Raw genomic sequence first — 19,616 nt, forward strand, 5'->3', positions numbered from 1 at the left:
CCTGTTTGTTACCAATCGAGTTTCTCTAAAAATTCGTACACATCCTGATGAACGAGGTCCCGTTCTTTATCGAGCGTAATGACATGGCCTGATTCTTCATACCATTTCAGCTGTTTGTCGTCCGTTTCCACCTCGTTGTAAATGATGTTCGCACTTTCTGTATTAATCATATGGTCATGCCGTGCCTGAACCACAAATGTCGGGGAATAGATCATGTCGACGTTTTTGCGCACATCGGCAATCAGCTCCTGAAGCGATTTGAGCGTATTCATCGGTGTTTTTTCAAACTCCTTCATTTCCTTTTCAATCTGCTCCGGCTGTTTTCCTTCGAATTTTTTATAATTGCGCGCGTAGGAGAGAACTCCTTCGTACATAACCTCTTCACTTTTAATGTGCATCGGCGCACACATAGGAACAATTCCCTTTATGGGTACAGTGTAACCCAATTTCAATGAAAAAACCCCGCCAAGCGACAGTCCGCAGGCCGCAATGTTTTCATAGCCTTCAGACCGTAAATATTCATAACCGTCCATGACGTCTTTCCACCAATCTTCAGGCCCCGTATGTACCAGCTCTTCCGGCGGAACGCCGTGCCCTTTATATTGAGGCGCGTGACAAGTGTAGCCGCGCTCATTCAAGTAGCGGCCGAGCATTCTGACGTCTGCCGTATTTCCCGTAAATCCGTGCAGCAGAAGCACCGCTTTGTCTCCGCCTTTAAATGTAAATGGTTTTGGTGTCACAATTTTCATGCTCATAACCCCTTTTTTGCACATTCAATTTAGTTTTCCACAGTTTTGCGAGAAACAAACGCCGTCTCTCAACAAGAAAAAGGCCTGATATTAAATCAGACCTTATACAAACATTGCCTTATACGATATACGCCAGCGAAATCGTCAACACGAAAAACAAGACTGCCAGCACAACGGTTGTGCGGTGAAGAATCAGATCAAGGCCCCTTGCTTTCTGTTTTCCGAAAAGCTGCTCCGCCCCGCCTGAAATTGCACCCGATAAACCGGCGCTTTTGCTGGTTTGAAGCAATACGACAATAATAAGTGCAATACTGACGATAACCAATAAGGTAATCAATAATGTGTGCATCCCATACACCTCCAGACTGACTGGCCTACATTGCTTCTATTTTACATGAAAAACAAAGGCATGTCACGCCGTATCGGTGCACATCATGTCAGAAAAACGGAAATGCGTTTGAATCTTCCATCATTATTGACTTTTGTCAACAAAGTCGTAGTAAAAAAGATCTTCAAATTTCATGTCAAAGTAATAGAGCATTTTTCCGATGACCAGCTGGCCCGGCCTCCGCTCTCCATTCAGTACACGGCTCAGTGTGGCGGGAGATATTCCGATCTCCAGGGCGAGCTGGTTTAACGAGTAGTCATTATTGACCATATACTGCAGCACATAATCTCTTCTGATCTGTATCTTTTCGACCACTTTCTTCACCTTCCGTTCTGTCAAATACTTTCTTTCTTATACATAAGATACGGCTTTTGTTAACTTTTGTCAATACTTTTCCAGCCTGGCTATTCCCTTTAGTCAATAAACATACTAGAATATAAATAGACCGCGGGAGGGGGAGAGACTGTGGAAAGCTTCGGGAAACAATTGCGGACATTGCGGGAAAAAAGGCATCTGACAGTGAACCAGCTGGCAACGTATTCAGGCGTCAGCGCCGCGGGAATCTCGCGGATTGAAAACGGCAAACGCGGGGTGCCGAAACCTGCAACCATTAAAAAGCTCGCAGATGCGTTAAAAATTCCGTATGAGGAACTGATGCAGACGGCGGGATACATAGAGACCGTCCAGGAAACAAGAGCCCCGTACGACACGGGCTGCACCTTGCTGGAAAAAGCCGAAACGTATGAGCTGCATGATTTATCCCTTTTGGAGCGGGAGAACTGGCGGCACCTGTCGAAAGAAGACTTGGTTCTGCTTGATAAATACTTTGCGTTCTTATCGGCGGAAGCCAAAAAAAGAACAAACGAAGACTCATGACTTTGCACATGTGAGGCGATCTTATTGAACACATTCGGAAAGCAATTAAGAGAGCTGCGCCGCGCCCGGAAGCTTACCGTCAATCAGCTTGCCGTCTATTCCGGCGTCAGCTCGGCGACGATTTCCAGAATTGAAAACGGGCACCGCGGCATTCCTAAACCCGCGACCATCAGAAAATTGGCGGACACATTAAAAATTCCGTACGAGGAGTTAATGGCGCGGGCCGGACACATCAAGGCATTTCAGGAGGAAATCCGCGAAACCTCCGAAAGCTATCAATCCATCTGCGCCATCTATCAGACCGCCGTTGACAAAGGTGCGGAGCATTTGCCGCTGTTTGACAGCAAAAAGTGGCAGCACTTCACAAAAGAAGATATTGAAAGCGTCAGCAAATACTTTGATTTTATCGCGGCTGAAGCGAAAAAGCGCTCCCCGGATTCCTCATCCTCTTTTTGATCCTCTCCTCAACTTAACAAGCGCCAGACGTACGTTCCCTCCGATTTTGCGGTATAATAGCAGAAGACGAGGTGAAAAAGCATGAACCAATCAGAAATGTGCCCCAGATTCGAAAAAGCGGTCGACATCCTAAGTAAACGCTGGGTGGCTCTAATCGTCTTTCAGTTATTGAACGGACAGCAGCGATTTAGCGAAATTGAAGCGGCGCTTCCGAATTTAAGCGGAAGAGTCTTGTCAGAACGTCTGAAAGAACTTGAAACAGAAGGTGTCATCAAACGGGATGTTATCCCCGAAACGCCTGTCCGCATTGAGTATTCATTAACGGAAAAAGGCTGCGCATTAGCCCCTATTTTAGAGGAAATTTCCAAGTGGTCTTCACAATGGATTGATCCTTCCTGATAAACTCTTTTCCGCATAAGCGGCTGATCTCTCAAACGGACAGCCGTTTTTATTTTTGCTTTTCTTAAACAGAAAAACAAGCCCTCATGCGTGCAGGGCTTGTTTTTGTCTGACGCCTTCCAGCGGAATTCGAATCTCCGCCCGGGCTCCTCCAGACTCCTGATTTTCAAGTATTAATTCGCCGTGGTGAAGATGTACGACATGATGGGCGAATGTAAGCCCCATGCCGTGATGCCCCGCCGAATGTCTGCTTTTATCCTCCGTGTAAAAAAGCTGTGTCGCTCTTTTCAGCGCTTCCGGCGAGAACCCGCTTCCGCTGTCGGATACGGCAAGATGGAGGGCGGAATCGGTGCACAGGACGTCCACACGGATTTCCCCTCCTTCCGGCGTATAGTCGACGGCATTAGCCGCGATATTCATGACCGCCCTGTGGAGCAGCTCATGATCGATCGGCGCTTCTATTCGGTCAATTCCCCGTTCGCTGAGGACGAGATCAATCTGTTTCGGCCCCGCAAGCGCCGCCGCGTCACGATATATGTTTTGAATCCACTCTTTGAGGTCGGTATACTCCACATCAACGGCAACTGCCTCCTCCGCTTTGGAAAGCTGGATCAGCTGTCCGACATAATGCTCGATTTTGTTTCCGGCATCCAGAATATACTGCGCATATTCCGCCTGCTCCTCATCAGGTTCTGTTAACTGAAGCAGCTCGGCATTTCCTTTAATAATCGTTGCCGGAATTTTAATATCATGCGCAAGCGCGCCGATTTGTTCTTTCTTGATCCGCTCCGCCTCCCATTGCGCCGCCAGAGATGCCTGAAGCGCGTCTTTCATTTTCAGCAGAGAGTCAATGACATCGTCAAATTCTTTTATGCGCGACCTTTTTGGATTGATATTTAAATTCTGTTTTTGAATGCTTGCCGTAATGGAGCTGAGTGTGCTGAAATGCCGGCTCAGCTGATTGGCGAAACGCGTCGTCACAATAAAAACGGTCAAAAGAAGCAAAGTGATCAGAATCGTAAGACCCGTCCATTCATAATTCGGCAGATAGCGCCTTAACAGCGGCGACTGAAATTCCGACCTGAGTGAATATTGGAGAACGCCGTATTCATCTTTCCGATTTATCACCATGAATCCTTTTTGAGCATAATTAAAATACGGCTGATGCTGAATCTTTTTTCTCGCGTTGGCCGCATCTTGTTCCGTCATCGTTCCTTTTGTCATCCGCTTTGTTTTTTTATCAAAAACGGCGTATGTCATACCTGCGGGGATCATGTCTTCGGTTATCTTTTCCGCTGATTTCAGGCGGGGTTTGATCTGTTCCGCCTCATGCTCGCTGTAGTTTGCGGGCAGGATCGCTCCGGCATTCATGGCAATGGCATTTAAGGCGACGCATAATGCCGCCACCCCCATCGTGCTCAGACAGAAAGTGATGGTAAATTTGACAAGCTCTTTGCGGATGCTGGATTTTCCTTTTGCTATTCCCATTTGTATCCGACACCCCACACCGTTTTGATCGGATCAGCCCCGTGTTCTTTACATTTTTTCCGGATGGTTCTGATAAACTCCGTAATGGTTGAATAGAGCGCATCGCCGTCCAAGCCGTACACTTCCTCGTAAATCTGCTCCCGTGAGAATGTTCTGTTTTTATGCTGTGCCAGACATTCAACGATTTTATATTCGTTTTTCGTAAGAGGCAGTTTCCGGTCATCAATCCATACTTCTTTATTGTCAAAATCAAACATGAAGCCAGATATCAGCCGTTTCGTCTGATGCTTTTCCCGCCGTTCCCTTCTGACATGCGCGTTTACCCTTGCCATCAATTCCTGTACGCCGAACGGCTTTGTGATGTAATCATCAGCGCCTGTCATGAGGCCTTTCACAATGGATTCTTCGTCAGACTTTGCCGTTAAAAACAAGATCGGGCTGTCCACCAGCGGCCGAATCCGCCGGCAGAGTTCAATCCCGTCCGTTCCGGGCATCATGACATCGAGAAGAATCAAATCATAGCCTTGAAAAAAATCCAATGACTGATCCTCCGCTTTTTCCAGAATCGTTACTGTATGCTGATCACGCTGTAAAATGTTTCTGATCAGAACGAGAATATCTTTTTCATCATCAATTGCTAAAATGTTTGCCACCGGCCGAATCGCTCCTTGCCTTTATTCATATGAACGCCGCCCTTCCCATTTTCTGCACCAATAGAGGCCGGCCAGACATAATATCACTATAGAAAAATATAACATTATTTCTCCGTATCTCATATCGTATCTTACATAAGGGAGGAACTCTTTTTTGACTTTGTCAAAATGCAGCAGTCCTGCAAGGCCTGAAAGCCGCACGCTCCATGCCCATGGGAAAAAACGCCAGATGATATCACCAAGTCCCGTATTCATGAGCGCCGCCATTAATAATCCCGCTCCTCCTAAAAGCCCGGACGGTCCCATGCCGTACTTTATGCCGACAAAAAAAGACATCATATAAAGCGGAAGACTGCCGGCAATCAGCCACGCCCCTCCTTTTAAAAAGAGAAGATACGGGAGGTCATTGATGTGAAGAACAAATTTCATCCCCGCCAAATAAAGACAGATGGCGAGACCTATCGATAACACATTCAAGAGCAGCAATAGAAGCAGCTTGCCCGCAAAACTGACGATTTTAGAATACGGAACCGCCAGCATCATCTGAAAATGGCCCGCCTGTTCCTCGACGGAGGCAGACATGCCGCAGACAATACTGATGATTAAAGGGTATAAAACGGCAATCGCGCTGAAAAACACACTGTACAGCATATAAGGCTCATGAACCCTTCCATACATATACAAAAGGAAAAATCCCGCGCATAAAACCGGCGCCGCAACATGCATCCATATGAGCGGCGTGCGCTTCATTTTTAATACATCGGCCCACATATATCGTAAAAGCACGGTCATGACCGGTTTCCCCCTTTTGAAAAAGACACGGCGGAAACAAAACTTATTGCGATAAAAGAAAGAATAGAAAGAATAATAGCCGGAATGATCACGTTTCCGTTTAATAAGCCGCTGTCTGCGGGAAGCGGAATTCCGTTCGGATGGATCCCGAGAATCGGTGACATCACCCGGACTGACCAGCTCCATGGGCTCAGCCACCACAATGAACCGGACGCCGGCACAATGCCTAAAACAAAGGCGGCGATCATATTGATGAGAATGACTGCCGTAAACCCGAACTGTCTGGCAATCCATAAGCAGAACGGAATTTCCCAAAGCGTAGACAGCCACAAAAGGGAGCTTGCTTCAATACCTTTCAGCTGAACCGCAGCAATTGCCGGAAACACAAGGCCAAGCAAAAACACGATGACTAAAAAGACGATTTGCGACAGGAGTGAATACAGCGCGATCAAGCTTATTTTTGAGAGCCAAATGCTCTTCAAGTCAGCCGGCAGTGAGTACACCGCACGGTCATTCGCTGATTTTTTCTCTTTTTTAACAGATAAACCGCACATTAGAGCAATCATGAGCGGCATGAAAATAACCGCCCACCAATTGAACGTGCCCGTCATAAAATAAGCCGTATTCAGCAGAAAAGAAAAAGCCGTGTTCAGAAGAGGGATAAGAATGATCAGCTTTCTGATAAATGTTCTTTTAGATGTAAGATGTTCCGCCTGCATGTACTGAATCATTTCCCAGTCCCCGCTTTCTCCCGTGTTGATTTGACAACCTCCAGAAACAGCCGCTCCAGATCGTCTTCCCGGCTGATTTCTCCCTGATATCCTAAAACGCCGTCACTGATGATTCCGATATGGTCTGCGATCTGCTCGACTTCTGATAACAGGTGGCTTGATAAAATAACCGTTATTCCCTGTCCGGGCAGGGAGCGGATAAATTCCCGCAAATCCTGAATTCCCATCGGGTCCAATCCGTTTGTCGGCTCATCAAGAATTAAAAGCGACGGACGGTTTAATAATGCTAACGCAATGCCGAGACGCTGTTTCATCCCCATGGAAAATTGTCCGGCACGCTTTTTTCCGGTTCCCGTTAATCCCGTGATTTCCAGCACTTCCGCAATTCTTGAATCAGGCAGTCCGAGCATAACGCAGCGGACTTTCAGATTTTCAGCGGCTGTCAGGTTGCTGTAAAGCGGCGGCGCTTCAATCAGGGAACCGATGCTTTTCAAATCTTCGCGCTTCCATGTATGTCCGTCGAACAGAACCTTGCCGGATGTTTGCTGCAGCATGCCGGTCAATATTTTAAGTGTCGTTGATTTTCCCGCGCCGTTCGGACCGAGCAGGCCGTATATACTGTTGCGCTTAACCGATAGAGACACATCAGCCACTGCCTGTTGTCTGCCGAATGATTTTTGCAGCTGTCTCGTTTCTAAGATGTTGCTCATATGATTACCCCTCTGCTTTGTTATTTGATATGTAAGACTTTACAGCGCAGTTATCAAAATTTAATCAAGAAATCAAAAAAAAGCATCCTTCACGCGGAAGAATGCTTTTTTTCATGAGGCTGAGCGTACGATCAGCTTTCTTTTTTGTTTTTTCACCGGGCTGAGGGCTCGTTCCAGCCACGCCATCAGCAGGTCTGCGGCTACCGCCATCAGCGCGGTCGGGATGGCGCCCGCCAGAATAATGGCGGTTCCGTTTGTCGCGTTCGACCCTCTGACGATCATATCGCCGAGGCCGCCCGCCCCGACGAAGGTACCGATCGCCGTGATGCCGATGGCAATGACGAGCGCCGTTCGAAGACCCGCCATAATGACGGAAAGCGCAAGCGGCAGCTCCACCATACGAAGGATTTGGTATTTCGTCATGCCCATCGCTTTTCCCGACTCGAGATAAGCGTGCTCGATATTGATAATGCCCGTGTGCGTATTTCTGAGAATCGGCAGCAGGGAATACAAAAACAAAGCCGTGATGACCGTATTGGCGCCGAGTCCCATGACGAGCATCAGGACGGCGAGCATCGCAAGCGCCGGAACGGTTTGAATCACGTTCGCCACAGCAAACACCCAGCCGGCGAGACGCCCGTGCCTTGCTGTCACAATTCCGGCCGGAATGGCGAAAACGGCGGCGAAAACGACGCCGTACGCCGACATGAGAAAGTGCCGCCAGCACTCATACAGAACATAGCTGCCGTTTTGAGCGTAATACGTAAACAGCTCCTTCATCGTGTCCATCCGCACATCTCCTTTCCGTTATTCAAAGTAATGATGTTTTTCTAAATATTCCTTGGCCACGACGGACGGCTCTTTTAATCGGCCGTCAACTTCGTAATTCATTTTCTGCATCATCTTTGTATCAATCGCGCCGATCATTTTATTGATCACGCCCTCCAGTTCGGGATGCTCTTTTAATACATGATCCGGAACGACGGGTGAACAGTCATACGGAGGAAAGAACCGCTTATCATCCTTCAGCGTTTTCAGTCCGTAAGCGATGATTCTTCCGTCGGTGGAATAAGCGAGCGCGATATCCATCTTCCTGCTTTTCAGCGCGTCGTAAACGAGGCCGATCTGCATCGGATACGTGCCTTCAAATGACATTCCGTATGTGTTCATAAAATCCTGATATCCGTTGCCTCTCAGCTTCATCCAGTAGTTATCTACGCCGAATTTCAGATGAGACGCTTCTTTTTTGACATCGGATACCGATTCTAAATGGTACTTGCGGGCAAGCTGTCCGGAAACGGTAAAGACGTATGTATTATCAAAGCCGTAAGAATCAAACCATTTCATGTCATATCTGTTTTGAAATTCACGCTGAACGAGCCGCAGCGCTTTGTCCGGGTCTTTTTCCGGCTCCATGCGAAGCGTCCCGGTCAGCGCGTCACCTGTATAGCGCGTAGCGGCGATATCAATATCACCGTTGATCAAGGATTGCTGCTGTACGGCGTTGGAACCGAGATTTTTAATAACGGATGTTTTCAACCCGCTGTGATGTTCGATCATCTGCCCGAGCATGCTCGCGATGATTTCTGATTCGGTCATGCTTTGCGCGCCGATTTTAATGGTATCCTCCGATGCGGCGCTCAACCCCGGGAGCGAGCATCCGCCAAGGAGCAGCATGCCGATACAGGCGAATGCGAGCAGCCGTTTTTTGCATCTATTCCCCATGAGAGACCTCCTCCTTATGAAGCATCCTTTATGCTCTTCAGCCCGTCAGGCGTGACTTTCCGTTCTGTCATCCCCAGCATATAATCGACAGCGGCCGCCAGCATTGTGACCGGAACAGCGCCTGCGATAATATACTCCGGTTGATAAAGGTTCAAGCCGATAAAAATGTAATCTCCCAGCCCGCCTCCGCCGATAAAGGAGGCGAGCGTCGCCCAGCCGATCAAATAAATCGCGGACGTCCGGATGCCCGCCATGATGACCGGAGCGGCAAGCGGGAGCTCTACAAGCCTGATCTGCTCCCATGCCGTCATGCCGATTCCTTTTCCCGATTCCAGAAGATGCCGATTGACGCCGAGAATCCCCGTATACGTGTTTCTGAGAATCGGCAGCATGGAATAGAAAAACAGCGCCGCAACGGCCGGGACCTTTCCTACGCCTAAAAGCGGAATAAAAAACGCAAGAATGGCAAGACTCGGCAAGGTTTGAATGATGTTGACGATGCCGATGACGGCGCCGGCTCCTCTTTTCATCCTCGTCAGCAGGACGCCGAGCGGAACGGCGGCGAGAATGCCCGCCATGACGGCGATTAATGAGATGTACAGATGCTCCCATGTTTTATAAAGCATCTCTCCTCCATTTGCCTGTAAAAATTGCACGGTCTGATTCATATCAATTGAAGCCTCCTCATGACATCACCGCGAGCTGATTCTCTTCTCCCCAGATGGAGTCATAGACGATGTCAACGAGGCTTGCCCTTGTCACGATTCCCGTTAAACGGCCGGCTTCATCTATGACGGGCACAAATTTCATGCCTCTTTTTAAAATTTTATGGACGGCGTCGCGGAGCAGAGTGCCGCTTCTGACCGTGTATAGATCCCGCTCAAGCACTTCCGCGACGGTTACCGCCTGTCTTCGTTTGCGGTCAATCATCTCCACATCGACATAACCTTGGAGAACGTTCTTTTCATCAATGACGAGCAGCGAATCCACCCGCTCGGCATGCATCAGCTGAATGGCGGCTGACAGTGTTTTCTCAGGTGTTACCGTCACGGGATCGGGATTCATGATCTGCTCCACCCGTTCAATATCAGGGCTGGATGATTGGATCAGCCGTTCCTTGCCGATAAACTCCTCAACAAATTCATTCGCCGGAAATCTGAGAATCTCATCAGGCGTTCCGGCCTGGACGATTTCTCCCGCTTTCAGAATGACGATTCTGTCCGCAAGCTTGATGGCTTCGTCCATATCATGGGTAACAAATACGATGGTTTTATGTAAGGTTTTTTGCAGTTTTTTAAATTCTTCCTGAAGGGAATCTCTCGTAATCGGGTCAAGCGCCCCGAACGGTTCATCCATTAAGATGAGCGGCGGCTCTGCGGCAAGTGCCCGTAATACACCTATTCGCTGCTGCTGTCCTCCGCTCAGTTCATGAGGGTAACGGTCTAAATATTCAGGCCCCATATCTACGAGCTTTAAAAGCTCCCGCGCCCGTTCCTTCCGTTTTTCGGCAGGATGCTTTAAAAGTTTCGGAACGAGCGTAATGTTCTGCTGAATGGTCATATGCGGAAACAGCCCGATCTGCTGGATGACATAGCCGATGCTTCTTCTGAGTTCCACCGGATCTTGTTCCATAATGTTTCGGCCCTCTATCAGGATTCTGCCTTCTGTCGGTTCAATTAAGCGGTTGATCATTTTCATCGTCGTCGTTTTGCCGCAGCCGCTCGGTCCGATAAAACAAATAAATTCGCCTTTGGCGATATTCAGGTTGATGCTGTTGACGGCTTTTTTCCCGCCTTTATACATTTTCGAGACATTTTCTAATGTCAGCAAACACTCACACCTCCATGATTAAGTTTATTCAATTTGTTAAATTCAAATTTAACTTTTCAGACAATTGAACGTTTCCCATTATAAATTAAACTTTGTAAATTAAAAAGTTTACAATTTGTCCATATTATATATAAAGGTTGTGTAAGCACTGATTTACCCGTATTGACCGGCAAAGTTCTTCTTATTGCTCCGGATTACTGCCAAATTCTCTCGGAAGAGCATTTCCGCCGGTTTAAAAATGTGGTATATTGACATCGGAATTGCTGACTGAAAGGATTGAAACTGTTGGAGAAAGATCCCTTAAACGTAATCGAACAAGCTGAAGATCATTTGATAGAACGAATCGCTGAAAATATGCATACATTCGGAATGCCCGCGACGGTGGGGCGCATTTTAGGCATTATTTATATGAACCGCAAGCCGATGACCTTAACTGAATTATCAGAAGCGACCGGCATGAGCAAGACGAGAATGAGCCAGGCGGTCCGTGAAATGCTTGACGTCAATCTGGCGGAAAAAGTGTTTGAAAAAGGCGTCCGCAAAGATTTATACGACGTCGAGCAGGATTATTACCAAACCTTTATTACGCTGTTTACGGCCACATGGAGCAAGGTCGTCAGCAAAAATAAAATGATGCATAAAAAGCTGAACCGCGAACTGACAGCCGTCCTTGAAAACGGCGTGCCGGAAGAAGCTGAGGAAAAAATCAACGAACTGTTGAAAGAATTAAAGGATTGGCTTGATTACTACAACTGGATCAGCCGTCTGATCGAGTTTTTTGAAAGCGAAGAAATTTTCAAGCATGTTCCGAAGCCATAAGAAAAAAACGCCCTGACCCGCAAGGCGTTTTTTTCATGCCGCATTCGGCGCTTTGGTTCGTTTTTTCTTTCTCACCGGACTCAGCGCCCGCTCCAGCCACGACATCACAAGATCTGCGATAACGGCCATCAGCGCTGTCGGAATGGCGCCGGCCAAAATAATCGCGGTTCCGTTCGTGGCGTTTGAGCCCCTGACAATAATGTCACCGAGTCCGCCCGCGCCGACAAACGTACCGATTGCCGTAATGCCGATCGCGATGACGAGCGCCGTCCGCAACCCCGCCATGATGACGGAAAGCGCAAGCGGCAGCTCCACCATGCGGAGCACCTGAAATTTGGTCATGCCCATCGCTTTTCCCGATTCAAGATAAGCGTGTTCAATGCTGGCGATTCCCGTGTACGTATTCCGAATGATCGGAAGAAGCGAATATAAAAACAGCGACAAAATCACCGTATTGGCGCCGAGCCCCATGACAAGCATCAGCACCGCAAGCATCGCAAGCGCCGGCACGGTCTGAATCACGTTTGTCACCGCGAATACCCAGCCGCTTAATGTTCTGTACCTGGCAATGAAGATGCCGAGCGGAACCCCCACGATCGCCGCAAATAAAACGCCGTATACCGACATGAGAAAATGGCGGTAAAACTCCTGAAGCACATAGGCGCCGTTTTGAGAATAATAAGTGCCGAGCTGCTGCAGCACTTCCATTTGCCCCACCTCATTTCTTATTCAAAATAATGATGTTTCTCCAAAAATTCTTTAGCGACGACGGACGGTTCTTTCAGCTTGCCGTCCACCCCGTAATTCAATTCCTGCATCGTCTCCGTATCGATTTTGCCGATCAGTTTATTCACAATGCCCTTCAGTTCAGGATGCTGCTTCAGCACGCTGTCGGGAATGACCGGCGAACAGTCATACGGCGGGAAAAACTGCTTGTCGTCTTTTAAAATTTTCAGATCGTACGCTTTAATCCGTCCGTCCGTTGAATAGGCGAGGACGGCGTCCATTTTCCCGTTTTTCACGGCATCGTATACAAGTCCGATCTGCATCGGATAGGTTGTGCCGAATTCATAGCCGTACGTGTCGGTGAAGCCTTTATAGCCGTCGCCTTTTCTTTTCAGCCACGCATTGTCTACACCGAGCTTAAATTGATCCGCATGCTTCTTAATATCGGACACTTTGTCTAAATGGTCTTTTTCCGCAAGTTCTTTCGTGACGGTAAAAGCGTATGTGTTCTCAAATCCGTAAGAATCAAACCATTTGTAATGGAAGCGTTTCTCAAATTCCTTCTGGACGATGGATAATGCTTTTTTCGGGTCTTTTTCCGCTTCCATGCCGAGGGTGCTCGTTAAATCCGTTCCCGAGTAGCGCGTCGCGGCGATATCGATTTCACCGCCGAGCATCGCCTGCTGCTGGACATAGTTCGATCCGAGGTTTTTAATTAATGCCGTATTCAAGTCTGTATTGTGTTCAATCATCTGTGCGATCATATTGGCGATAATTTCTGATTCCGTCATGCTTTGCGCCCCGATTTTGATCGTATCATCGGAAGCCCCGCTCAGGCCGGGAAGGGAACAGCCGCCTAGAAGCAGAGCAGCTGACAGCGCCAGTGCGCACATCCATCTCTTTTGGTTTCTTTTCAAAACAGCCAACTCCTTATGATACTTCCTTCAGTCCTTTCAGCCCTTTCGGCGTCACCTTCCGTTCCGTCGCCGCTAGCAGATAATCAATGATAATGGCTAAAATGGTGACCGGCACGGCGCCGCCGATAATATATTCAGGCTGATAGAGATTCAGGCCGATAAAAATATAGTCTCCGAGCCCGCCGCCCCCGATAAAGGAAGCAAGCGTCGCCCAGCCGATCAGATAAATGGTGGATGTGCGGATGCCCGCCATGATCACCGGAACCGCAAGCGGCAGTTCCACAAGCCTGATCTGCTCCCAGACCGTCATGCCGATGCCTTTTCCCGATTCCAGCAGATTTTTGTTTACGCCTTGAATGCCGGTATACGTGTTCCGGAGAATCGGCAGCACCGAATAGAAAAACAGCGCGACGATCGCGGGCACCTTTCCCACGCCTAACAGCGGGATAAAAAACGCCAGTATCGCGAGACTCGGCAAGGTCTGCACAATGTTGACGGCGCCGATGACGGCGCCTGCGCCCTTCTTCATTCTCGTCAGCGCCACTCCGAGCGGAACGGCGACGACAATGCCTAATATGACGGCGATGATCGAAATGTATAAATGCTCCCACGTTTTATATAACAGTTCTCCGCCGTTCGTCTGCAAAAACTTGATCATTTCATTCATTGTAAGCGTTCCTCCCCTTGTCAGCCTGTCACCAGCTGGTCTTCCTCGCCCCAGATTGAATCGTAAACGATGTCGACAAGGCTCGCTCTCGTGACAATTCCGACTAAATGCCTTTGTTCATCAACGACGGGTACATATTTCATTCCGCGCTTTAAAATTTTGCGTACGGTATCGCGCAGCAGTGTCCCCTGCTCGACCGTATACAGATCAGAGCGGAGCACGTCGCCGACGAGGCTCGCTTTTTTCCGGTTCTGATCAATGATTTCGACATCAACATATCCTTGCAGCACATTCAGGTCATCAACGACAAGCAGGGAATCGACACGGTGTTCCCGCATCACCTGTATCGCCTGCGAAAGCGTTTTGTCCGCCGTAACGGTGACAGGCTTTTTGTTCATCATCTGCTCGACGCGTTCAATATCCGGTCTTGATTGCAATAACCGTTCTTTGCCGATAAATTCTTCGACAAACTCATTAGCCGGATTCCGGAGAATGTCATCAGGAGTGCCGGCCTGAACGATCTCTCCCGCTTTTAAAATGACGATCCGGTCAGCCAGCTTAATAGCTTCATCCATATCGTGGGTTACAAACACAATCGTTTTATTCAATGTTCTTTGCAGTTTTTTGAATTCTTCTTGAAGGGAATCCCGCGTAATCGGATCAAGCGCTCCGAACGGTTCATCCATAAGAATAAGAGGCGGTTCCGCTGCAAGGGCGCGCAGCACGCCGATTCTCTGCTGCTGTCCCCCGCTCAGCTCGTGAGGATAGCGGTCTAAATATTCCGGGCCCATATCGACGAGCTTCAAAAGCTCCCGCGCCCGTTCCTTCCGCTTTTGTTCCGGCCATTTCAGCAGTTTCGGCACGAGGGAAATGTTCTGCTGAATGGTCATATGAGGGAAAAGTCCGATCTGCTGAATGACGTAGCCGATTTTCCGTCTCAGCTCCACCGGGTCCTGCTCCATAATGTTTTCGCCATCGATAAAAATCTTTCCGGATGACGGCTCAATCAGTCTGTTAATCATTTTCATCGTCGTCGTTTTGCCGCAGCCGCTCGGTCCGATAAAACAAATAAACTCGCCTTTTTCGATATTTAAATCAATGCTGTTGACAGCTTTTTTTCCGCCTTTATAGACTTTCGATACATTTTCTAATCTCAGCAATCCGTGCACCTCCGAAGGGTTCCGTTATTTTTCTGAAAAGTATAATCTTTATTATAAGATGAAATTTGTAAAATAAAAAGTTTACAATGTGTTGAAATTATATACAATATACGTGTTTTTTCATGTTATCCCGCTGACAATGCGGATGTTCTTACAATCGCTCCAGATAGCTCGCATATCCTGCCGCATCATCTTTTTCATCAACTGTAAAAAATATGATATATTGTCAGCATGAAAAGCCAGTGAAGGGATGATCAGCCGTGGAAAAAAACGCTCTTGATATCATCGGGCATGCTGAAGAGCATCTCATTGAGAGAATAGCCGAGAATATGCATACATTCGGAATGCCGGCCACACTGGGACGTGTGCTCGGTATTATTTATATGAACCGCAAGCCGATGACGTTAAATGAGCTGTCAGAGGCAACCGGGATGAGCAAAACGAGGATGAGCCAGGTGGTCCGCGAAATGACTGACGCCAATCTGGCTGAAAAAGTGTTTGAAAAAGGCGTTCGCAAAGACCTTTATGACGTGGAGCGTGATTATTATCAGACGTTTATCTCCCTGTTTACGGCAAATTGGACAAAGGCGGTCAGCAAAAACAAAATGCTCTATAAAAAGCTGAACCGCGAGCTGACTGAGCTTCTGGAATCGGAAAATCTCAATCCCGATATTGAAGAAAAAGCCCGTCAGCTTTTGGATGAACTGACGGATTGGCTCCATTATTATGACTGGCTGAGCCGTTTGATAGAATTTTTTGAGAGTGAAGAAGTGTTTCAGCATGTGCCGAAAATAGAAAAAAGCAGCACCCGAAGATAACCGGGCGCTGCTTTTTTAAGTCAGGAAACCAATATCGGGAACATGCCTTTCAGACCGGCGCCGATCATGCCGATCGCCACCACTGCCAAGATCAGCCCCATCAGTCGGGTAATGACATTCATTTCGGTTTTCCCGAGCTTATTGCTGATGAAAGATGAATAGTGAAAGAAGATGAACGTCATCGCGATGACGGCCGCAATGCCGATAAGCACGCTGATGTAATGGAAGATGCCGCCATGGCCGGCCGACAGACTCATCACCGTCGCGATCGTACCGGGTCCGGCGATAATCGGAATCGACAAAGGCGTCACAGATATATCGGCTTTCTCCTTGCTCTCCCCTTTCTCTTCATGATGAAGGGACTGTACATGAGATTTCTTCGCGTTCAGAAGATTATAAGCGATGCCGAAAATAAAAATGCCGCCCGCGATACGCAAGGCATGAATGTTAATGTCAAACAGTTTAAAGATCAGATGGCCGAAGATTAAAAAAGCTGCCAAGATGATAAACGACAGTACGGAAGCCTTGCGCGCGATCGCTGTCCGTTCTTTCTCCGAGTACCCTTCCGTCAGTGAAAGAAAAATCGGCACGTTTCCGATGGGATTGGAGACTGCAAACAGTGAAATGAAGACATGAATGATGAATGAAAACATGCGTACCTCCTTATGACTTGCCGTTATTGAGTTATGTTTTGTTCTCCGCTGTTTCTTATGCATGGTTTTTACCCCGGGGTCTGCTTTTTATAACCTCAGCCGGACGATCCGGAAACAGAAAAAACCGTCCTTGTAAGGACGGTTTTTTCTGTTTGTTATCTCCATAAGCCTTTTCCGAATTTCAACAGCCGATAAAGCATTTTCAATTTTTTTAGCATGCGTTAATTTCCTTTTTTACTCTGAATCAATGCGCCAAGAGACATGATATCCATCAGCTTCATTAAAATTCTACCATAATGGGTACTTTTTCTCTATTATCAATTCATAGAGAAAGTGATTTGTATATCTTTAGAAAACTCCGTTACATCCGTCCTATTTTCTTTTATAATGTAAATATTGAACAAAATCCCTATATTACTTGTAAAAGGAGTTTTAGAATGTATTGTTCTCAATGCGGCCATCATACTGATGGCGGAAAGTTTTGTGAAAAATGCGGGGCGCCCCAGCCCGGGCAGGGAGGCGCAGGCCAAACGCAGGGCCAGGCCGCTCAGGCCGGCGCCGCGGCTAAGCAGGCTTCAAAGCAATTTGCCTTATTCGTGCTTGATGTGTTAAAGAGACCGTACCAAACATGTAAAACGACAGGCGGCGAACAGCTTGTCAGCAGCATCATCAACATGGTGCTTTTCTGCCTGGTGACGCCGATTATGTTTTATATTCTCTTATCAGACGGCTTTCGTGACGTCAGTTTTATCGCGGTTGTGATCAAACCGGCGCTTACCTTTGCATTATGCGTTTTCTGCCTGTATCTCTTGATTTTTATCGCTTTAAAGGCCGGCGGCGCGCAGGTGTCATTTAAAGATTCGCTGTCCAGATTCGGAGCATTTTTGATTCCGTTTACAGCTATTTTGCTTCTTGCTCTCATTTTTATGCTGCTTCATACAACCGTTTGCTTTACCATTCTGGCTGTCGGTCTTTTAGGAGCGGCGTTTGCCGTGCCTCCGCTCATGCTGGCGAGCTATCAGCATCAGCTCACTACTAAGGCGGATATCATTTATTCTGTTATCGTCATCTATTTGATCATTTGCGTAACGTTTCAATTCACGATCAAGCATTATATAAAAGAACTCATGAATTATTTCTTCTTTTAAAAACGGAAACCCCCGCCGCCTGATTGGCGCGGGGGGTTTTTTTATTGAATGGATGTTAAATAAATTCTTCCGTCTTTAACAACGCCGCCATACGTCCAATTGTATGTTCTGAGCTTCGGACTGCCGCCGGCTTTCGTAATATAAAACTCCTCGTACGTATGAATCGTCAGATGAGAGCCTTTCTGTGAAAAGCTTTTGACATTCACTTCATTAAATACTTCGGTCGTCCCCTCGCTGTGCAGTTTTTTGACCAGTTTCTGCTGATCTGCATACAAAGGGCTCCCCTCTTCTAAATTGCCCGCCATGATGGCAAAATTGTTAAGGCTGACGGCGCTTGATTGATTTGTCAGGTAATCAGTCATAAACGATGTGACTTGCTCGTTTGTCACGCTGCCTGAAGCTGTGTTTCCTTTGGAAGATGCCCATGCTGATGTATAGGTTTTCGGCTGGTCGTTTTTTATTTTTTTTACATTTGTCCCAGAAGAATCTGAGGCAGGGTCAGCTTTTTCGAAAACCCATTTTTTATGTTTTGTATCATATGAGAGTACATAATGAAAGCTCGGCTCAGCCTCTTCCATATCAGGCTTCGTATTCCCGTCGAAATAAGCAGACTCATGAAGCTCTTTACCCGTAACAGTTACTTGCCAGCGGCCGTTCTCTTGAGAAATCGCAAATGAATCCAGATCAAAACTTGTCTCTTTATACTGATCCTTCAAAAAGGTGCCGGAACTCTTCATGCCGGATACCACTTCTTTCGTCTGCTCTTTCCAGGCGGAACCAGCCTCGGTCATCTGATCGGTATTTCCGTCTGCCATCGCTTTTGTATACTGCTTCGTTGTTTTGACAATCGTGTCCATGATTGTTTGTTGTGTATCTTTATCCGGGATAAGCGTTAAGTCCACATCAGTACTGTTGATCGGGACATCGGCAGTTTTCATTTTCCCCCAAGGAAAATCAGCCTCCACGGCGGCTGTCATGGAACCGTCAGTTAAGAGCGGACCGTATGTAACGGATGTAAACGGATCTTTATGGACGGACTTGCCGTTTATCAGCAGATCGCCTTTCGCGCTTTTGAAGCTGTCTGCCGGAGTGAATGTCACATCCTCGGCGTCTAACGTCAGGTCAAACTCAACATTCCGGCTGCCGGCCGCCTCTGCCTCTTGCTTTTTGACAACGTCAACCGTCTCATTTTTAAGCTTGGCTTCCGCCGTGTAGACACCGGGTGCATACGGGCCGAAGATTTGGGTTTCATCGGCTTTTTTGACCGTACCTGTTTTCTCGCTGTTGATATAAAGATCGGCGCCTTTATAATTGCTGGTGACGCGGAAATAAACCGGATCGACTTTCAATTCGTAATGGTCAAACAAAAGAAGGGTTTTTCCCTCTTTTTTGACGTATACCGCATCTTTTTCTGATGAATTGCCGCGAAGCGATGCCAGCAGTTCATCGTGTTTCTTTGCGTATGCAAGGAGCGGTTTGACATTGGTCTCATTCAGCTTCAGTTTTTTGTCTGAAGGAGTGAGCAGGGCTGCGAGCTTTTTCGTGTCCCCGTCATGAACCGCCTGTTCGAATTGATCTGTGAGCCTTTTTTCAGATGTCAGCCAGGCTCCGGTTTTATATGCGGCAATCAATAAGATCAGCGCTGCGGCAATGCCGCCCCATATGAAGAGCGTTTTTTTAGGGATCGGCTTTCTCATTTGTGAAGCAGGTTCAGCCGTTCTTACAGTCGCCTGCCGCTCCAGCCGGCTTCCTTTCCCGATCGGTTTTCCGCATTCTTTACAGAAATGCGCCTCTTCGTTGTTCTGCTGGCCGCAACACTTACAAAAAAACATGACTTTCCTCCTATTCAATCTGCAAAACTTGTATAACTTTTCCTATGTTACATATTTTATAATAAAGTAGAATGATTTT

24 protein-coding genes are annotated in these 19,616 nt (G+C 47.5%); 6 read left to right on the forward strand and 18 right to left on the reverse strand.

Annotated elements, in window-relative coordinates:
• Positions 1–8 precede the first annotated feature (8 nt).
• The 3 genes from MY7_RS14320 to MY7_RS14330 all read right to left on the reverse strand — a co-directional run bounded on the left by MY7_RS14320 (position 9) and on the right by MY7_RS14330 (position 1,407).
• Positions 9–749 carry an alpha/beta hydrolase gene (locus tag MY7_RS14320; protein ID WP_007409986.1) on the reverse strand — a complete coding sequence of 247 codons (741 nt, stop codon included), beginning with the start codon at positions 747–749 and terminating at the stop codon, positions 9–11.
• 118 nt (positions 750–867) lie between these two features.
• On the reverse strand, positions 868–1,098 hold the full coding sequence (secG, locus tag MY7_RS14325; protein ID WP_003151681.1) for a preprotein translocase subunit SecG: 231 nt from the start codon (positions 1,096–1,098) through the stop codon (positions 868–870).
• A gap of 123 nt (positions 1,099–1,221) precedes the next feature.
• Entirely contained in the window at positions 1,222–1,407 is a 186-nt protein-coding gene (locus MY7_RS14330; protein WP_087920807.1) for a helix-turn-helix domain-containing protein, read from the reverse strand.
• Positions 1,408–1,602: 195 nt separating this feature from the next.
• Between MY7_RS14330 and MY7_RS14335 the strand changes: the two genes are divergently transcribed.
• The 3 genes from MY7_RS14335 (at position 1,603) to MY7_RS14345 (ending at position 2,868) form a co-directional block, all read left to right on the forward strand.
• Positions 1,603–2,013, forward strand: a complete 411-nt coding sequence (locus MY7_RS14335; protein ID WP_003151677.1) for a helix-turn-helix domain-containing protein — start codon at positions 1,603–1,605, stop codon at positions 2,011–2,013.
• A 24-nt stretch (positions 2,014–2,037) separates the two neighbouring features.
• Entirely contained in the window at positions 2,038–2,469 is a 432-nt protein-coding gene (locus tag MY7_RS14340) for a helix-turn-helix domain-containing protein (protein ID WP_007613811.1), read from the forward strand.
• Between the two features lie 81 nt (positions 2,470–2,550).
• Entirely contained in the window at positions 2,551–2,868 is a 318-nt protein-coding gene (locus tag MY7_RS14345; RefSeq protein ID WP_007613812.1) for a winged helix-turn-helix transcriptional regulator, read from the forward strand.
• A gap of 84 nt (positions 2,869–2,952) precedes the next feature.
• Here MY7_RS14345 and MY7_RS14350 read toward each other — a convergent pair whose 3' ends face one another.
• From MY7_RS14350 to MY7_RS14390, 9 genes are all read right to left on the reverse strand, one after another.
• Complete coding sequence (locus MY7_RS14350) at positions 2,953–4,356, reverse strand: sensor histidine kinase (protein ID WP_007613815.1); 1,404 nt, start codon at positions 4,354–4,356, stop codon at positions 2,953–2,955.
• Entirely contained in the window at positions 4,347–5,009 is a 663-nt protein-coding gene (locus tag MY7_RS14355) for a response regulator transcription factor (protein ID WP_007613820.1), read from the reverse strand. The genes MY7_RS14350 and MY7_RS14355 overlap by 10 nt, the downstream gene beginning before the upstream one ends.
• A gap of 21 nt (positions 5,010–5,030) precedes the next feature.
• The gene (locus MY7_RS14360) at positions 5,031–5,801 is read right to left on the reverse strand and encodes a lantibiotic immunity ABC transporter MutG family permease subunit (RefSeq protein ID WP_007613821.1); all 771 of its coding nucleotides are present in this window, start codon (positions 5,799–5,801) and stop codon (positions 5,031–5,033) included.
• Complete coding sequence (locus MY7_RS14365) at positions 5,798–6,532, reverse strand: lantibiotic immunity ABC transporter MutE/EpiE family permease subunit (RefSeq protein WP_007613822.1); 735 nt, start codon at positions 6,530–6,532, stop codon at positions 5,798–5,800. Before MY7_RS14365 ends, MY7_RS14360 begins: the two co-directional genes overlap by 4 nt.
• On the reverse strand, positions 6,529–7,242 hold the full coding sequence (locus MY7_RS14370; RefSeq protein WP_007613824.1) for a lantibiotic protection ABC transporter ATP-binding protein: 714 nt from the start codon (positions 7,240–7,242) through the stop codon (positions 6,529–6,531). Before MY7_RS14370 ends, MY7_RS14365 begins: the two co-directional genes overlap by 4 nt.
• A 111-nt stretch (positions 7,243–7,353) precedes the next feature.
• Complete coding sequence (locus MY7_RS14375; protein WP_007613829.1) at positions 7,354–8,031, reverse strand: ABC transporter permease; 678 nt, start codon at positions 8,029–8,031, stop codon at positions 7,354–7,356.
• Positions 8,032–8,049: 18 nt separating this feature from the next.
• Entirely contained in the window at positions 8,050–8,967 is a 918-nt protein-coding gene (locus MY7_RS14380) for an osmoprotectant ABC transporter substrate-binding protein (RefSeq protein ID WP_007613830.1), read from the reverse strand.
• A gap of 14 nt (positions 8,968–8,981) precedes the next feature.
• A complete protein-coding gene (locus MY7_RS14385; RefSeq protein WP_007613831.1) occupies positions 8,982–9,635 on the reverse strand; it encodes an ABC transporter permease in 654 nt (217 codons plus the stop codon).
• Positions 9,636–9,651: 16 nt separating this feature from the next.
• Positions 9,652–10,797, reverse strand: coding sequence for a betaine/proline/choline family ABC transporter ATP-binding protein (locus MY7_RS14390; RefSeq protein ID WP_029325833.1), 1,146 nt, complete (start codon positions 10,795–10,797; stop codon positions 9,652–9,654).
• 285 nt (positions 10,798–11,082) lie between these two features.
• Between MY7_RS14390 and MY7_RS14395 the strand changes: the two genes are divergently transcribed.
• Positions 11,083–11,616, forward strand: coding sequence for a GbsR/MarR family transcriptional regulator (locus tag MY7_RS14395; RefSeq protein WP_029325832.1), 534 nt, complete (start codon positions 11,083–11,085; stop codon positions 11,614–11,616).
• 33 nt (positions 11,617–11,649) lie between these two features.
• Here the strand turns inward: MY7_RS14395 and opuCD are convergent, their stop codons facing one another.
• From opuCD to opuCA, 4 genes are read right to left on the reverse strand one after another with little or no spacing between them, the layout of a single operon-like run.
• Positions 11,650–12,324, reverse strand: a complete 675-nt coding sequence (opuCD, locus tag MY7_RS14400; protein ID WP_007613835.1) for a glycine betaine/carnitine/choline/choline sulfate ABC transporter permease OpuCD — start codon at positions 12,322–12,324, stop codon at positions 11,650–11,652.
• Positions 12,325–12,341: 17 nt separating this feature from the next.
• Positions 12,342–13,235, reverse strand: a complete 894-nt coding sequence (opuCC, locus tag MY7_RS14405; protein ID WP_007613836.1) for an osmoprotectant ABC transporter substrate-binding lipoprotein OpuCC — start codon at positions 13,233–13,235, stop codon at positions 12,342–12,344.
• Between the two features lie 37 nt (positions 13,236–13,272).
• Entirely contained in the window at positions 13,273–13,926 is a 654-nt protein-coding gene (locus MY7_RS14410) for an ABC transporter permease (RefSeq protein ID WP_003151654.1), read from the reverse strand.
• A gap of 20 nt (positions 13,927–13,946) precedes the next feature.
• Positions 13,947–15,086: an osmoprotectant ABC transporter ATP-binding protein OpuCA gene (gene opuCA, locus MY7_RS14415; protein ID WP_003151651.1), complete on the reverse strand. Its 1,140-nt coding sequence runs from the start codon at positions 15,084–15,086 to the stop codon at positions 13,947–13,949.
• A 260-nt stretch (positions 15,087–15,346) separates the two neighbouring features.
• Between opuCA and MY7_RS14420 the strand changes: the two genes are divergently transcribed.
• The gene (locus tag MY7_RS14420; RefSeq protein ID WP_007613844.1) at positions 15,347–15,904 is read left to right on the forward strand and encodes a GbsR/MarR family transcriptional regulator; all 558 of its coding nucleotides are present in this window, start codon (positions 15,347–15,349) and stop codon (positions 15,902–15,904) included.
• A 20-nt stretch (positions 15,905–15,924) separates the two neighbouring features.
• On the opposite strand, the gene MY7_RS14425 is transcribed toward MY7_RS14420, so the two are convergent.
• Positions 15,925–16,557, reverse strand: a complete 633-nt coding sequence (locus MY7_RS14425) for an NAAT family transporter (protein WP_007409973.1) — start codon at positions 16,555–16,557, stop codon at positions 15,925–15,927.
• A 437-nt stretch (positions 16,558–16,994) separates the two neighbouring features.
• On the opposite strand from MY7_RS14425, the gene MY7_RS14430 reads away from it, so the two are divergent.
• On the forward strand, positions 16,995–17,705 hold the full coding sequence (locus MY7_RS14430; protein ID WP_007613846.1) for a hypothetical protein: 711 nt from the start codon (positions 16,995–16,997) through the stop codon (positions 17,703–17,705).
• A gap of 41 nt (positions 17,706–17,746) precedes the next feature.
• Here the strand turns inward: MY7_RS14430 and MY7_RS14435 are convergent, their stop codons facing one another.
• Complete coding sequence (locus MY7_RS14435) at positions 17,747–19,537, reverse strand: zinc ribbon domain-containing protein (RefSeq protein ID WP_007613855.1); 1,791 nt, start codon at positions 19,535–19,537, stop codon at positions 17,747–17,749.
• Positions 19,538–19,616: the final 79 nt, after the last annotated feature.

Source organism: Bacillus sp. 5B6 (genome assembly GCF_000259405.1).
In the GTDB taxonomy this organism is placed as follows: Bacteria; Bacillota; Bacilli; order Bacillales; family Bacillaceae; genus Bacillus; species Bacillus velezensis.